The following is a 12,902-nucleotide window of genomic DNA, read 5'->3' as shown; positions in this document are numbered from 1 at the left end:
CAGGGACCCAGACTTCGACAGGCTCAGGGACCCAGACTTCGACAGGCTCAGGGACCCAGGCGGGCTCGGGGGACCAGGGGGTGGGGACGGGGTCGTACGCGCTCGACATGATCTCGATCGTCGAGGCGACACTCGACGATCCGCGTGCCGTGCTCAGCCAGCAGGAGTTCCTCGCACGGGGCGAGGCGGTCGCCGCGATGAAGCGCGAGGGCATCGAGTACGACGAGCGGATGGAGCTCCTCGAGGCGATCACCTACCCGAAGCCCCTGGAGGAGCTCCTCGACGCGGCCTTCGAGACCTTCAGCGCCGCGCAACCCTGGATCCGCGACTTCGCGCTGCACCCGAAGTCCGTCGTCCGCGACATGTACGAGCGGGCCATGTCGTTCGGCGAGTACGTCGCGTTCTACAAGATCGCCCGCTCCGAGGGCGTCGTGCTGCGGTACCTGTCGGACGCGTATCGCGCCGCCTCCCAGACGATCCCCGAGGAGCGGAAGGACGAAGACCTCCACGACCTCATCGCCTGGCTCGGCGAGCTCGTGCGCCAGATCGACTCCAGCCTGCTCGACGAGTGGAGCGAGCTGACCGCCGGGACCGCCGCCCGCAGCGAGACCGACGAGCCGATCGTCCCGCCCGCACCGAAGCGCCTCACGAGCAACACCCGCGCCTTCCGCACACTCGTCCGCAACGAGCTCTTCCGGCGGGTGCAGCTCGCCGCCCGCGAGGACGTGGACGCCCTGGCCGAGCTCGACCCGTCGTTCGGTGCCGCCGCCTGGTCGGACGCGCTGGACGCGTACTTCGCGGAGCACGACGACATCGGCACCGGCCCGGACGCCCGGAGCTCCCGCATGCTGCTGCTCACCGAGGGTCCGACCGCGTGGACGGCGCGGCAGATCATCGACGACCCGGCCGGCGACCACGACTGGGGCATCAGCGCCACGGTCGACCTCGCCGCGTCGGACGAGGCCGGCGAGGCGGTCGTCACGGTGACGGCGGTCGACCGGCTGTGAGCGAGGCGGGCCCCGTCAGGCCTGCATGACCGCGAGCACGTTGCCCGCCGGGTCGCGGAACCACGCGATGTCCGGTCCCTGCCCGTTCCCCCTGACGATGCCGCGGGAGTCCGACGGGAACTCGTCGTCGCCGTAGATCTTGGTCTGCACCCCGCGCTCGTTGAGCTCCTCGACGGCGGCATCGACATCCGCCACCGGGAAGTTCAGGATCGTGAAGCTCGCCGGGGTGTGGTTCGGCTTCGCGTAGACGAGGACCGACCCGCCGCGGGGCAGACGCAGGTCGAGGAACCCCATCGCGTTGACCTCGACGTCGAGCCCGAGGGTCGTGCCGTAGAACTCTCTCGCCGCGTCGATGTCGTCGACGCTGAAGCCGCTGAACGCGTTCTCCGCTGTGAAGGCTGCCATTCCCCCAGCATCCGCCCCCGCAGGCGCCGTGTCGACCCCCTCTCACACGGCCGCGCGCACGAGCCGGCCCACGAGGTCGACGTAGTCCACCCCGGCCGCCGCGAACATCCGCGGCACCTGGGAGGCGGCGGTCAGCCCCGGCATCGTGTTGACCTCGTTGAGCACCGGCCCCTCGTCCGTGAGGAAGAAGTCCATCCGGGCGACCCCATCGCACCCCAGGGCGTCGAACATCGCGACCGCGGCGCGTTTGAGCGCCGTCGTGGCGGCCGCATCGAGCTGCGCGGGAACCGTGAACCGGGCCGTGCCGTCGTACTTCGTCGCGGTGTCGAAGAGCCCGGGCGCGTGGATCTCCAGGGGCGGGGCGGCCCACCGCACCCCGCCCTTCTCCCGCAGCACGGCGACGTCGATCTCCCGCGCGTGCACGACCTCCTCGACCAGGACCCGCCGGTCGAAGCGCGCCGCCCCCCGCAGCGCCGTGAGCAGGTCGCCCTCCTCCGTCACCAGGCTCACGCCGTGGCTCGAGCCGGCCGTCACCGGCTTGACCACGACGGCGCCCTCGAACTCCACGTCGCCGATGTCCTCCGCGGCGACAAGCCGCCCCCGGGCGGTGCGCAGCCCGACAGCCTGGGCCACCAGCTTCGTGGCCCACTTGTCCATGCCGATCGCGCCCGCCCCCAGCGCGGAGCCGACGACCGGCACCCCGGCGAGCGCGCACAGCGCCGCGAGGGCGCCGTCCTCCCCGAGCGCCCCGTGCACCGCGGGGAACACGACGTCGCTCGCCGCGAGCAGCGGCAGGGCCTGCTGCAACGATGCCGCCGGACTCACGCCGGGCGGGATGCCGTCGGCCCGCCACACGCCGTCTCGGTCGATCGTCACGGTCGTGACGGCGTGTCCCCCCAACCGCAACGCCGCGGCGACCGCCGCCGCCGAGGCGAGCGACACCTCGTGCTCCGGATTCTGTCCCCCTCCGATGACCAGGACCTTCATCGTCATGCCACGCTCCTTCTCACTCGCGGGCCGATGCCCGTGACGATGGTGTGCGGGATGGTGCCCGCCCACCGCGCCCACTCCTGCACCGACGGCACTGCGCCGCCGTCCGGCCCGAACACCGTCGCGACCGCTCCTCGGGGGAACGCCCTCCCCCCGGTGTCCACGACGATCTGATCCATCGACACCCGGCCGACGATCGGATGCCGTTCCCCTCCGATCTCCACCCCCGCGCCCGGCGCGATCTCCCGCGGGACGCCGTCGGCGTATCCGACGCCCACCACGCTCAGATGGGTGGCCACCGCCGTCGTGTGCGTCCCGCCATAGCCCACGACGGTGCCGGCCGGCACGGCGGCGCTGTGCACCACGGGGGCGGTGAAACGCGAGGCCCCGACCAAAGAGACCGTCTCGGACGGGTCGATCCCCACGAGAGCGGCCCCTACGCGCACCATGTCGAAGTGCGTCGCGGGATCGGTCAGGGCGCCCGAGGTCGCCGCGAGATGCACGAGCAGCGGTCCGAAGCCGGCGCGCAGGACCGCGTCCCTCCCCTGGCGCATCCGCAGCACCGCGGCCGCATTCGCCCGCGGATCCGCGGCGTCGGCGCGGGGGAGGTGCCCCATCACCCCGACGACCTCGATCCGGCCCCGGGCCGCCCGCGCTGTGCGCAGCAGCGCATCCCAGTCCTCCACGGGGCACCCTCCCCGCGCCATCCCGGTGTCGAGATGCAGATGCACACGCACCGGAGCCGCGGCATCGGCCGCGAGCTGACGCAGCTCCTCGACGGAGCCCACGGCCACGTCGACCCCGGCGGCGGCCGCGCGCGGCGCGTCGATGCCCGCGGGGTGCAGCCAGGCGAGGATCGGCACGCGCAGTCCGGCCTCGCGCAGCGCGACCCCCTCGGCGACGTCGGTGACCCCGAGCCACTCGGCCCCCGCGGCCACGGCAGCGGTCGCCACGGCCACCATGCCATGACCGTAGGCATCGGCCTTCACCACGGCCATGACGGGCACGGCGGCGGCGGTCCGCACACGGCGGAGATTCTCGGTCACGGCGGCCGGAAGGGTGGACAGTGTCGGTGCGTGGAGGCGGGACAGGGTCATCCCCTCCGCGAGCAGGGCCGTCATCGCTGCATCCTCGGGTCTTCGGTGGGGTCGGCGTACTGTGCGGGGCAGCCGTCCTCGACGGCCTCCGGTCGCAGCTCGTAGTGCCAGGACTCGTTGCCGTAGGTCTGGCAGAGGCCGTAGCGCCATCCGCGCTGCGTGAGCCAGTCGAGAGTCGGAAGCGGACCGAGGTCGACCGCGTCGCCGGAGACGTGCGCCGAGGTGTCCGCGGTCGCCACCCAGCGGCGCGCTTCCTCCTCCGAGCCGTAGTCGTCGATCGCGTCGCGGAGCAGCTGCTCCTGCAGCGCCGCCGAACGCCATCCGCTGTTCACGAGGAACGTCACCCCGTCGGCCTCCGCATCGGAGGCGGCGCGCTGGAGGGCGTCGAGCAGCGCGGGGTCGAGGTTGCCGACGGCGACCCTGTCGACGTCGAACACCGTGGGCTGGTCGCCGTCGCGGATCACGCCGTCGGCCTCGCTCGGGGCGAGTACCGATCCGGTCGGCGTGTGCGGATCGGGATCGGAACCGGTGGTGACGGGCGTGACGATCGGGGCGGTCTCGGCGAACGCGGCCGACAGCGACTGCTGCACGGCGACGGCGGCGACCACGGCGAGCGCCAGCACGGACGCCGTGGTGGCGATCCGCCGACGGCGCCGGGCGCGGACGGCTCGGGGGGTGCGGAGGTCGTTCATGCTTCCAGTGAAGAGAGGCCGCGGTTGCCACGGCGTATGGCCTTTTCCATACACCGGCGATATGCCGCACTGCGTAGGATCACTGCCATGCGTGTGCTGATCGTCGAGGACGAGCCCTACCTCGCCGAGGCGGTCCGCGACGGGCTGCGGCTCGAGGCGATCGCGGCCGACATCGCCGGCGACGGCGACACCGCGCTCGAGCTCCTGAGCATCAACGCGTACGACATCGCGATCCTCGACCGCGACGTGCCCGGTCCGTCCGGTGACGACATCGCGCGATGGATCGTCGCCTCGGGCAGCGGCATCCCCATCCTCATGCTCACGGCCGCCGACCGCCTCGACGACAAGGCCTCCGGATTCGAGCTCGGCGCCGACGACTACCTCACCAAGCCGTTCGAGCTGCGGGAGCTGGTGCTGCGGCTGCGTGCCCTCGACCGCCGCCGACAGCGCGCGCGGCCACCGGTGCTGGAGCTCGCCGGGCTGCGCCTGGACCCGTTCCGCCGCGAGGTCTACCGCGACGGCCGGTACGTCGCCCTCACCCGGAAGCAGTTCGCCGTGCTGGAGGTGCTCGTCGATGCCGAGGGCGGGGTGGTCAGTGCCGAGGAGCTGCTGGAGCGGGCGTGGGACGAGAACGCCGACCCGTTCACGAACGCCGTCCGCATCACCGTGTCCTCGCTGCGCAAGCGCCTCGGCGAGCCGTGGCTGATCCTCACAGTGCCCGGCGTCGGCTACCGGATCGGGGCCGACGCGGATGCCTAGGCGGCGGGGGCTGAGCGTCCGCCTCAAGCTGACGCTGAGCTACGCGGGCATCGTCGTCGTCTCCGGCGCGCTGCTGCTCGGGGCGGTGGCCGCGTACCTGCTGCGGTACGTGCCGGATGTGCAGATCCCCGTCGTCGAGTTCTTCGTCCCCAACCGCTCGGATCTGATCCGGGCGTTCGTGCCGGTCGCGGCGATGGTGATGGTCGCCCTGCTCGCGATCGGTCTCGGCGGCGGCTGGCTGCTGGCCGGACGCATGCTGGCGCCTCTCGACCGCATCGGCGACGCCGCACGGCTCGCGGCGCAGGGCTCCCTGTCGCACCGGATCCGCATGGAGGGCCCGAGCGACGAGTTCCGCGACCTCGCCGACGTCTTCGACACGATGCTGGAGCAGCTGGAGGCGCACGTCGCCGAGCAGCAGCGCTTCGCCGCGAACGCCTCGCACGAGCTGCGGACGCCCTTGGCCATCTCGCAGACGCTCCTCGACGTGGCCCGCACCGATCCCGACCGCGACGTCGACGCCCTGATCGACCGGCTCCGCGAGGTGAACACGCGCGCGATCGACCTCACCGAGGCGCTGCTGCTGCTGAGCAGAGCGGATCAGCGCACCTTCCCGCGGACGCTCGTCGATCTGTCGCTCCTGGCCGAGGAATCCGTCGAGGCCCTCCTCCCGCTCGCCGACCGCCGCGGGGTCGAGGTGGAGGTGTCCGGCGTGCCGGCGACCGTGCTCGGCTCGTCCGCCCTGCTGCCGCAGCTCGTCATGAACCTCGTCGCCAACGCGATCGTCCACAACCGCAGCGACGGTGGCGGCTCCGTCGCGGTGCGCACGCATGCACTGCCGCACGCGGTGGCCCTCGTCGTGGAGAACACCGGTGCGGAGCTGCACGCCTCCCAGGTCGCGACGCTCGTCGAGCCCTTCCAGCGCGGCACCGAACGCACGCGCGGGCCGGAGCACGCCGGGGTGGGCCTCGGCCTCGCGATCGTCCAGCGCATCACCCAGACTCACGGCGGCACCCTCGTTCTGACGCCTCGCACCGGCGGAGGCCTCATCGTGACGGTCTGGTTCCCGCACCCCTACCCGGGCTGACGGCTTTCGAATCGCCCGATTGGCCCTTTTTCGGCTCCGGATGGAACCATTCAGGCGATTCGAACCGGTGTCACCAGGGGCTGGGCTCGTAGTCCTTGAGGAAGACGCCGTGGATGTCCTCGCCGGCCTCGCCGCGCACGATGGGGTCGTACACCCGGGCGGCGCCGTCGACCAGGTCGAGCGGGGCGTGGAAGCCCTCCTCCGCGAGGCGCACCTTCGTGTAGTGCGGGCGCTCGTCGGTGATCCAGCCGGTGTCGACCGCCGTCATGAGGATGCCGTCCTTCTCCAGCATCTCCCCTGCGCTCGTGCGGGTCAGCATGTTCAGCGCGGCCTTCGCCATGTTGGTGTGCGGGTGGCCAGGCCCCTTGTAGCGGCGGGAGAACTGCCCCTCCATGGCCGAGACGTTCACGACGTACTTGCGGCGCGACGGCGACGCGGCCATCGACGCCCGCAGCCTGCTGATGAGCAGGAACGGTGCGGTGGTGTTGGCGAGCTGCACCTCGAGCATCTCCAGCGGATCGACCTGATCCACGGACTGCACCCAGCTGTTGACGCGGTTCACATCCGGCACGAGACCGCCCGCGTCGATCGCCGTGCCGTCGGCGTGCTTCTCGAGCGAGGAGGAGCCGGGGGCCATCGCGAGCCGCGCGAGGTCTTCGGCGGTGAGCGCCTGTCCCCCCTGCTCCGCGACCGTGCCGCCGAGAGCCGCGACCGAGAGCAGCGGGTGCGCGTCGACCGAGGCCTGCAGCGCCTGCGGGTGCGGGTCGACGGTGTGCCCGAAGGTCTCCATCTCCGGCAGCGGACCGTCCGGCAGCGGCTGCAGCTCCGCGTCGGCGAGCAGCGAGTACGCCCCCGGCGAGCGGCGGACCGTCTGCGCGGCGTTGTTGATGAGGATGTCGAGCGGGCCTTGTGCGGCGACCGAGTCGGCGAGCCCGATCACCTGGGCGGGGTCGCGGAGGTCGATGCCGACCACGCGCAGCCGGTGCAGCCAGTCGCCCGCATCCGGCAGGGCCGAGAACCGCCGCACGGCGTCACGCGGGAACCGGGTGGTGATCGTGGTGTGCGCACCGTCGCGGAGGAGGCGCAGCGCGATGTGCATGCCGATCTTCGCGCGGCCGCCCGTGAGCAGGGCGCGCTTGCCGGTGAGGTCGGTGCGGGCGGTGCGCTTGCCGTGGCTGAAGCGCGCGCAGTCCGGGCAGAGCTGGTGGTAGAACGCGTCGACGAGCGTGTACGGCTGCTTGCAGATGTAGCAGTTGCGGGGCTTGAGGAGCTCTCCGGCGATGGGCGCGTCCACCACGCTCGTGGCGAGGTCGTTGCCGCGGGTCTCATCGTCGATGCGGTCGGGGGCACCGGTGGCGGTGCGGGCGACGACGGCCTTGTCCGCCTCGGCGATCGCATCCCGGATCTCCTTGCGCCGCACGCGCTTGACCGCCTTGAACATGGCCGCGGTCGCGTGGCGCACGGCCACGAAGTCGGGGTGCTCGTTGTCGATCGTGTGCAGCTCGGCGAGGACGCGCAGCGTCGTGGCGAGGTCGTCGGGGTCGATGCCGGGGCCCAGGTCGGGGGTGGCGTCGGGCGCGTCGGTCATTAGGCCGATTTTACGCGACCGTCCTGGGGGTCTCCTGCTCTGTCCGCACCCCGGCGTAGGGTCGACGCATGAGCAGCGCAGAATCCTTCCCGCATCCCGGCGTCGTCCCCTCCTACCTGCTCGCGCGCCTGGCGGAGTCGGGGCGTTTCCCGAAGGCCGCCGCCGCCGCCCGACAGACGCTCACCGCGGGCCGCCCGCCGTTCCGCGCCCGCATCGACCTCTCGATCGACGAGAACGGCGACCTCGTCGCGCAGCTCTCGGATGCGCCGAACCGCACGATCAGCGACGCCGGCAACACGCAGCAGCTCCCGGGGGCCGTGGTCCGCACGGAAGACGACGAGCCCGTCGCCGACACCGCGGTCAACGAGGCTTTCGATGGGCTGGGCGCGACGTTCGAGATGCTGCTCACCGCGTTCGGCCGCAACTCGCTCGACGACGCCGGCGCACCTCTCGACGCGACCGTCCACTACGGCGTCGACTACGACAACGCGTTCTGGGACGGCGAGCGCATGGTGTTCGGCGACGGCGACGGCGAGGTGTTCCAGCACTTCACCGGCTCGCTCACCGTGATCGGGCATGAGCTCGCCCACGGCGTCGTGCAGCACACGGCGAACCTGGAGTATCAGGGCCAGCCGGGCGCACTGAACGAGTCCGTGGCCGACGTGTTCGGCGCCCTCACCGAGCAGTACGCCCTGGGTCAGTCCGCCGACCAGGCGAGCTGGCTCATCGGGGCGGAGATCTTCACGGATGCGGTGGAGGGCTCAGCGCTCCGCTCCATGATCGCGCCGGGCACGGCCTACGACGACGATGAACTCGGGAAAGACCCGCAGCCGGACCACATGAGCGGATTCGTGCGCACCACCGAGGACAACGGCGGCGTGCACATCAACTCCGGCATCCCGAACCGCGCCTTCGCCCTCTTCGCCCTCGACCTCGGCGGCAACGCCTGGGAGCGCGCCGGAACGGTCTGGTACCGGGCACTCACCGGCGGACTGTCGAGCACCGCGACCTTCACCGAGTTCGCCGACGCCACGGTCGCCGCGGCAGCCACGGTCGATCAGGAGACGGTCGCCGCCGCTCGACGCGCGTGGACGACCGTGGGAGTCTATGAAGATGACCGAGGACCCGACGCCGCCTGACGCCCCCGTCGTCATCGCCGTCGTGCGCTCGGGAGGGCTCGCCGGCATCCGTCGCCAGTGGCGTGTGGAGGCCGAGCCGCCGGACGCCGAGGAATGGATCGGCCTCATCGACAGCTGCCCCTGGGACGACGACGTCGACACGGAGCCCGGGGCCGATCGGTTCGTGTGGAGCATCCGCGCCCGCACCCCGTCCGAGCGCCGGGAGCGGGAGCTGCCCGACTCCGCCGTGGACGGTCCGTGGCGCACCCTCGTCGACGCCGTGCGGGAGGCCGCGCGCTCGGAGTGACCTGCGGTCGGAGAACCGCACTCCCGTCGCAGGATGCCGCCCGATCCCTGCGACCTCGGTGGGAAACCGCGACCCCGCGCCGCCCGGGGGTGACAATGGAGACATGGGACTCTTCCAGCAGCGACCGGAGGAGGAAGAGAAGCAGTGGGGACTCCCCTCTGAACCTCTCGAGACTTCGGCCGCAGACACGCTCGACGCCGCGCCGGCGCTCGACCCGCTGACCCTCGGCCTCGACACCCCGTCCTCGGTGAGCTCCATCGTGTTCCCCGTCGCCCCACCCGCCCCCGAGGCCGCGAGCACCGAGAACGCCGACCCCGAGGACTGACACGCGCGGCGTCGCTGTTTCGCACTCCCGTCGCAGGTTCCGGGAAACTCCGTGCGACCGCGGCGCGAAAGTGCGTCCGCGGCCAGCGATACGGTGGACGGATGAGCATCACCGCCGCCGCAGACGGCTCCGCCCTGGGCAACCCCGGCCCGAACGGCTGGGCCTGGTACATCGACGACGCGAACTGGGCGGCCGGCGGCTCCCCGCACGGCACGAACAACCAGGGCGAGCTCCGCGCCGTCCTCGAACTGCTCCGCGCGACGGCCGGCACCGACGAGAAGCTGCTGATCGAGTGCGACAGCCGTTACGTGATCGACTCCGTGACGAAGTGGATGCCGGGGTGGAAGCGCCGCGGATGGCGGAAATCCGACGGCGGGCCCGTGCTGAACCGCGACCTCCTCGAGGGGATCGACGAGGCCATGCGCGGTCGCGACGTCGAGTTCTCGTGGGTCAAGGGCCACGCCGGGCACCCCCTGAACGAAGCCGCCGACGAGCGCGCGAACGCCGCCGCCAAGGCCTATCAGCAGAAGCAGGAGCCGCGTCGAGGCCCCGGGTTCACCCGCGCGACCGACGCCGGAGCCGCCGTCGCCGCCTCCGCCCCGGTCGCCGCTGCCGCTGCCGAAGCCCCGGCATCCTCCTCCACGGCAGCCTCCTCCCGCACCTCGACCCCCGTCGCGGAGGCGGAGTTCGCCGCGCCGCTGTGGGCCGAGACCTCCGACCTCCTCGACGGACTCGACCTCGCGCAGGACGACCCCATCGTGCTCCAGCTCCCGCTGTCCCCCGACGAGCACGCGCGTCTCCGGGACCGCGCCGAGGCCCAGGGCATCACCCTGGAAGAAGCGCTCCGCCGCCTGATCTGACGGAGACGGCGAGGCGTACACTCGCACCATGTCGACTCCCCGCACCATCGGCCGGATCTTCCTCGGCGCCTCGCTCGTGTTCGCCGGCGTCTCCCACCTCACGTTCGCCCGCGAGGAATTCCAGGCGCAGGTTCCGGAATCACTGCCACTCGATCCGGACACCACGGTGCTCGCGTCCGGCGTCGCGGAGGTCGCGCTCGGCTCCGCTCTGCTCTTCGCCCGTCGCCGCCGTCGCACGGTCGGCACCGTCGCCGCGCTCTTCTTCGCCGCGGTCTTCCCGGGCAACGTGGCGCAGTGGATGCATCATCGCGACGGCTTCGGCCTCGACACCGACATGAAGCGCTTCGTGCGACTGTTCTTCCAGCCGGCGCTGATCGCGCTGGCCCTGTGGTCGACGCGCGCCCCGCGCCGCTGATCCGCTCCACCACAGCAGGCATTCGCGCGAGAACAGGCCCCCACGCCCACCCGCGCCTGAACCCGCGCGACGGCCTGATGCGGCGTCACCCCGGGTCGGCTCCGTAGACTCGGCGGATGGCGGAAAGGACGAGGCGACGGTGAGCAGGCGCACCGTCTTCGGCCTGCTCCGGCTCACCGCCGCCGCCGTCTGCCTCATCGCGCTGATCCACCGCCTCGCGTGGGGACTCGCGTCGAACACCATCGCGAGCCAGAACTTCTTCGCGTACCTGACGAACCAGTCGAACATCGCCTTCGTCGTCCTCCTCACCATCGCCGGGGTCCTCGCGCTGCGTCGGGCCCGCGACCCGCGGTGGCTCACGGTGGCGCTCGCCCTCGTGCTCACCTGGACGATCACGGCGGGGCTCGTGTTCGCGATCCTCGTCTGGCAGGCCGGAGTCCGGGGGATCCGCATCGACGTGCCGTGGTCGGATCAGGTGCTGCATTTCTGGCTGCCCGCGGTGACCGTCGCGGCCTGGGCCCTGGCCCCGGGGCATCGAGCGGTGCCGTGGCGCGTGATCCCGGTGACCCTGGCCTACCCGGTGCTGTGGGGCGTCGCGACGCTCATCCGCGGACCGCTGATCGGCTGGTACCCGTACTACTTCCTCGACCCGCGGCAGGTCAGCGGTCCCGTCGAGTTCAGCGTCTCCTGCGCGATCGCGCTGGCCGCCTTCGCCACCGTGGCGACCGCGCTCGTGCTCATCAGCCGCCTGCCGGACCCGTGGGACCGCGCACCCACCGAGCCTCCGCCCGAGGACCGCGTTTCGGACGAGGCGGCACGCGAGACGGTTCAGGCGTAGAGCGCCAGCGACGCGAGCGCCGCCTCGACGGCCTCCGCGTCCCCGAGCTCCGCGAAGTCCCGCGCCGCCGCACCGCCCACGATCCCGACGAGCACGTTCTCGCCGGTCGAGGGGCGGAGGTTGATCCACGTGGGGATCGCGATGTCGTCGCCGACCGCGTGCCAGATCGCCTCGTCACCGTCCCAGAACGGCTCGTCCCATCGCAGCCACACCGTCTCGATGGCACCCATGCCGAGCGCGGACACGGCGCCGCGGTTGTCGAACGGCAGCGGCGGATCGAACTCGATGGCCTGCTCCTGCAGCACCCCGAGCGGCACCGTCAGCAGCACGCGGTCGAAGGAAAGGGCCTCGCCGGTGCCGAGGCGCACGCTCACCCCGGTGTCGTCCCACGCGAGACGGGTGACCGGTGAGCTCAGCCCCACCTTCACGCCGTCGAGGGCACTCTCGATGAACGGGGTCAGATCGTCGCCGACTCCCTGCAGCGCCGCGTTGGGGAGCGGCGGGGCGAACCAGCTCGACAGGTCGGCGGCGTCCGCGCCCGTCCGTGCGGCGAGGAGTGCGAGGAGCGCAGCGGTCGCGGGATCCTCCGGGTCGATGCCGGCTGCCACCAGGGCGTCCGCCACCGAGGAGTCCTGCGGGGCGGACTGCGCCGTGGTCACCGCGGCCTCCACCGGCTGCGGATCCACGGGGTCGACATCGCCCTCGGCCGAGCGCCACCGCGCCCCGTCGAGGTCGACGAGGTCCATGTCCCCCTCGTCGATCGTCTCGAGAAGCTCCGCGTCGGCGTCGCCGAACAGCCACGCGCCGAGCTGCACCGGAACCGGCCAGTCGTCCTCCGCGCGGGAGAGGATCCGGCCGCCGACGCGGTCGCGCGCTTCGAAGACCGTCACCTGCAGGCCGTCCTCCGCGAGCTGCGCGGCCGCGGTCGCCCCGGCGATCCCGGCGCCGATCACGGCCACCCGCTCGCCGTCCTCGGCGGCGACGATGAGCTCCCGCGCGGCTCGGCGGCCCGAGCGCAGGGCTCCCCGGACGGTACCCGGCGCCTCGTCGTCGGTCGCCTCGCCCGCGAAGAAGAGCCGGTGGTCGACGGGCTGCGCGAGCGCCGCACGGGTCGCGGCGAGAACTCCCACGGGGGTGAAGCTCGCGGCGCCCCGGGCGAAGGGGTCGGCGGTCCAGGTGCTGCGGACGCTCCCGCTCGGGGCAGGGACACCGGGCGGCGGCTCCGGTTCGCGCGTGCGGGTGGGGGTCGGCGTCGGTTCCGGCTCCGGAGTGCAGGAGGCGAGAAGCACCGAGACGGCACCGGCTCCGGCGCCGAGGAGCAGGGTACGGCGCGTGATCCTCATCGTGCCGCCACTTTATCCCGCTTTCGCACAGGCAGAAGCGCCGGAACAGGCGGCTCTCCATGAGAACCGCCTGT

At 72.3% G+C, this 12,902-nt stretch carries 15 protein-coding genes; 9 read left to right on the top strand and 6 right to left on the bottom strand.

Annotated elements, in window-relative coordinates:
• Positions 1-1,007 (top strand): DUF3516 domain-containing protein (locus DW296_RS03295; protein WP_136051074.1); only part of this gene is annotated, 1,007 nt, incomplete at its 5' end.
• A 15-nt stretch (positions 1,008-1,022) separates the two neighbouring features.
• Here DW296_RS03295 and DW296_RS03290 read toward each other — a convergent pair.
• The 4 genes from DW296_RS03290 to DW296_RS03275 are packed head-to-tail and all read right to left on the bottom strand — an operon-like array spanning position 1,023 to position 4,191.
• Entirely contained in the window at positions 1,023-1,412 is a 390-nt protein-coding gene (locus DW296_RS03290; protein ID WP_025104040.1) for a VOC family protein, read from the bottom strand.
• A gap of 42 nt (positions 1,413-1,454) precedes the next feature.
• Complete coding sequence (locus DW296_RS03285) at positions 1,455-2,405, bottom strand: D-alanine--D-alanine ligase family protein (protein ID WP_136051073.1); 951 nt, start codon at positions 2,403-2,405, stop codon at positions 1,455-1,457.
• The gene (alr, locus tag DW296_RS03280; RefSeq protein ID WP_136051072.1) at positions 2,402-3,523 is read right to left on the bottom strand and encodes an alanine racemase; all 1,122 of its coding nucleotides are present in this window, start codon (positions 3,521-3,523) and stop codon (positions 2,402-2,404) included. The genes DW296_RS03285 and alr overlap by 4 nt, the downstream gene beginning before the upstream one ends.
• The gene (locus tag DW296_RS03275; RefSeq protein WP_136051071.1) at positions 3,520-4,191 is read right to left on the bottom strand and encodes a M15 family metallopeptidase; all 672 of its coding nucleotides are present in this window, start codon (positions 4,189-4,191) and stop codon (positions 3,520-3,522) included. Before DW296_RS03275 ends, alr begins: the two co-directional genes overlap by 4 nt.
• An 87-nt stretch (positions 4,192-4,278) precedes the next feature.
• Between DW296_RS03275 and DW296_RS03270 the strand changes: the two genes are divergently transcribed.
• Both DW296_RS03270 and DW296_RS03265 read left to right on the top strand, forming a co-directional pair.
• Complete coding sequence (locus tag DW296_RS03270; RefSeq protein WP_126893752.1) at positions 4,279-4,950, top strand: response regulator transcription factor; 672 nt, start codon at positions 4,279-4,281, stop codon at positions 4,948-4,950.
• Positions 4,943-6,034, top strand: a complete 1,092-nt coding sequence (locus DW296_RS03265) for a sensor histidine kinase (protein ID WP_205807800.1) — start codon at positions 4,943-4,945, stop codon at positions 6,032-6,034. The genes DW296_RS03270 and DW296_RS03265 overlap by 8 nt, the downstream gene beginning before the upstream one ends.
• Before the next feature lie 70 nt (positions 6,035-6,104).
• On the opposite strand, the gene DW296_RS03260 is transcribed toward DW296_RS03265, so the two are convergent.
• Entirely contained in the window at positions 6,105-7,622 is a 1,518-nt protein-coding gene (locus DW296_RS03260; RefSeq protein ID WP_136051070.1) for an SDR family oxidoreductase, read from the bottom strand.
• 68 nt (positions 7,623-7,690) lie between these two features.
• On the opposite strand from DW296_RS03260, the gene DW296_RS03255 reads away from it, so the two are divergent.
• From DW296_RS03255 to DW296_RS03230, 6 genes are all read left to right on the top strand, one after another.
• Positions 7,691-8,761 carry a M4 family metallopeptidase gene (locus DW296_RS03255; protein WP_136051069.1) on the top strand — a complete coding sequence of 357 codons (1,071 nt, stop codon included), beginning with the start codon at positions 7,691-7,693 and terminating at the stop codon, positions 8,759-8,761.
• Positions 8,736-9,047, top strand: a complete 312-nt coding sequence (locus DW296_RS03250) for a protealysin inhibitor emfourin (protein WP_025104048.1) — start codon at positions 8,736-8,738, stop codon at positions 9,045-9,047. The genes DW296_RS03255 and DW296_RS03250 overlap by 26 nt, the downstream gene beginning before the upstream one ends.
• A gap of 103 nt (positions 9,048-9,150) precedes the next feature.
• Entirely contained in the window at positions 9,151-9,372 is a 222-nt protein-coding gene (locus tag DW296_RS03245) for a hypothetical protein (protein ID WP_025104049.1), read from the top strand.
• Between the two features lie 101 nt (positions 9,373-9,473).
• Positions 9,474-10,232 (top strand): ribonuclease H family protein, encoded by a 759-nt coding sequence (locus DW296_RS03240; protein WP_136051068.1) that lies wholly within the window; start codon positions 9,474-9,476, stop codon positions 10,230-10,232.
• Between the two features lie 28 nt (positions 10,233-10,260).
• Entirely contained in the window at positions 10,261-10,647 is a 387-nt protein-coding gene (locus DW296_RS03235; RefSeq protein WP_025104051.1) for a DoxX family protein, read from the top strand.
• A gap of 139 nt (positions 10,648-10,786) precedes the next feature.
• Positions 10,787-11,485 (top strand): Pr6Pr family membrane protein, encoded by a 699-nt coding sequence (locus DW296_RS03230; protein ID WP_240742970.1) that lies wholly within the window; start codon positions 10,787-10,789, stop codon positions 11,483-11,485.
• On the opposite strand, the gene DW296_RS03225 is transcribed toward DW296_RS03230, so the two are convergent.
• Positions 11,476-12,828, bottom strand: coding sequence for a flavin monoamine oxidase family protein (locus DW296_RS03225; protein ID WP_136051067.1), 1,353 nt, complete (start codon positions 12,826-12,828; stop codon positions 11,476-11,478). The two genes, DW296_RS03230 and DW296_RS03225, sit on opposite strands and share 10 nt — an antisense overlap.
• Positions 12,829-12,902 lie beyond the last annotated feature (74 nt).

Origin of the sequence: Microbacterium sp. K36, assembly GCF_004794355.1 — a bacterium.
Lineage (GTDB): Bacteria > Actinomycetota > Actinomycetes > Actinomycetales > Microbacteriaceae > Microbacterium > Microbacterium paraoxydans_D.
The sequence above is the reverse complement of the archived record's forward strand: the minus strand, read 5'-3'. Positions and strand labels throughout refer to the sequence as shown.

Bases quoted from the DNA above. Each gene is read 5' to 3' on its own strand.
- DW296_RS03290 (WP_025104040.1), bottom strand. From the start codon at position 1,412: ATGGCAGCCTTCACAGCGGAGAACGCGTTCAGCGGCTTCAGCGTCGAC.
- DW296_RS03285 (WP_136051073.1), bottom strand. From the start codon at position 2,405: ATGACGATGAAGGTCCTGGTCATCGGAGGGGGACAGAATCCGGAGCAC.
- alr (WP_136051072.1), bottom strand. From the start codon at position 3,523: ATGACGGCCCTGCTCGCGGAGGGGATGACCCTGTCCCGCCTCCACGCA.
- DW296_RS03275 (WP_136051071.1), bottom strand. From the start codon at position 4,191: ATGAACGACCTCCGCACCCCCCGAGCCGTCCGCGCCCGGCGCCGTCGG.
- DW296_RS03270 (WP_126893752.1), top strand. From the start codon at position 4,279: ATGCGTGTGCTGATCGTCGAGGACGAGCCCTACCTCGCCGAGGCGGTC.
- DW296_RS03265 (WP_205807800.1), top strand. From the start codon at position 4,943: ATGCCTAGGCGGCGGGGGCTGAGCGTCCGCCTCAAGCTGACGCTGAGC.
- DW296_RS03260 (WP_136051070.1), bottom strand. From the start codon at position 7,622: ATGACCGACGCGCCCGACGCCACCCCCGACCTGGGCCCCGGCATCGAC.
- DW296_RS03255 (WP_136051069.1), top strand. From the start codon at position 7,691: ATGAGCAGCGCAGAATCCTTCCCGCATCCCGGCGTCGTCCCCTCCTAC.
- DW296_RS03250 (WP_025104048.1), top strand. From the start codon at position 8,736: ATGACCGAGGACCCGACGCCGCCTGACGCCCCCGTCGTCATCGCCGTC.
- DW296_RS03245 (WP_025104049.1), top strand. From the start codon at position 9,151: ATGGGACTCTTCCAGCAGCGACCGGAGGAGGAAGAGAAGCAGTGGGGA.
- DW296_RS03240 (WP_136051068.1), top strand. From the start codon at position 9,474: ATGAGCATCACCGCCGCCGCAGACGGCTCCGCCCTGGGCAACCCCGGC.
- DW296_RS03235 (WP_025104051.1), top strand. From the start codon at position 10,261: ATGTCGACTCCCCGCACCATCGGCCGGATCTTCCTCGGCGCCTCGCTC.
- DW296_RS03225 (WP_136051067.1), bottom strand. From the start codon at position 12,828: ATGAGGATCACGCGCCGTACCCTGCTCCTCGGCGCCGGAGCCGGTGCC.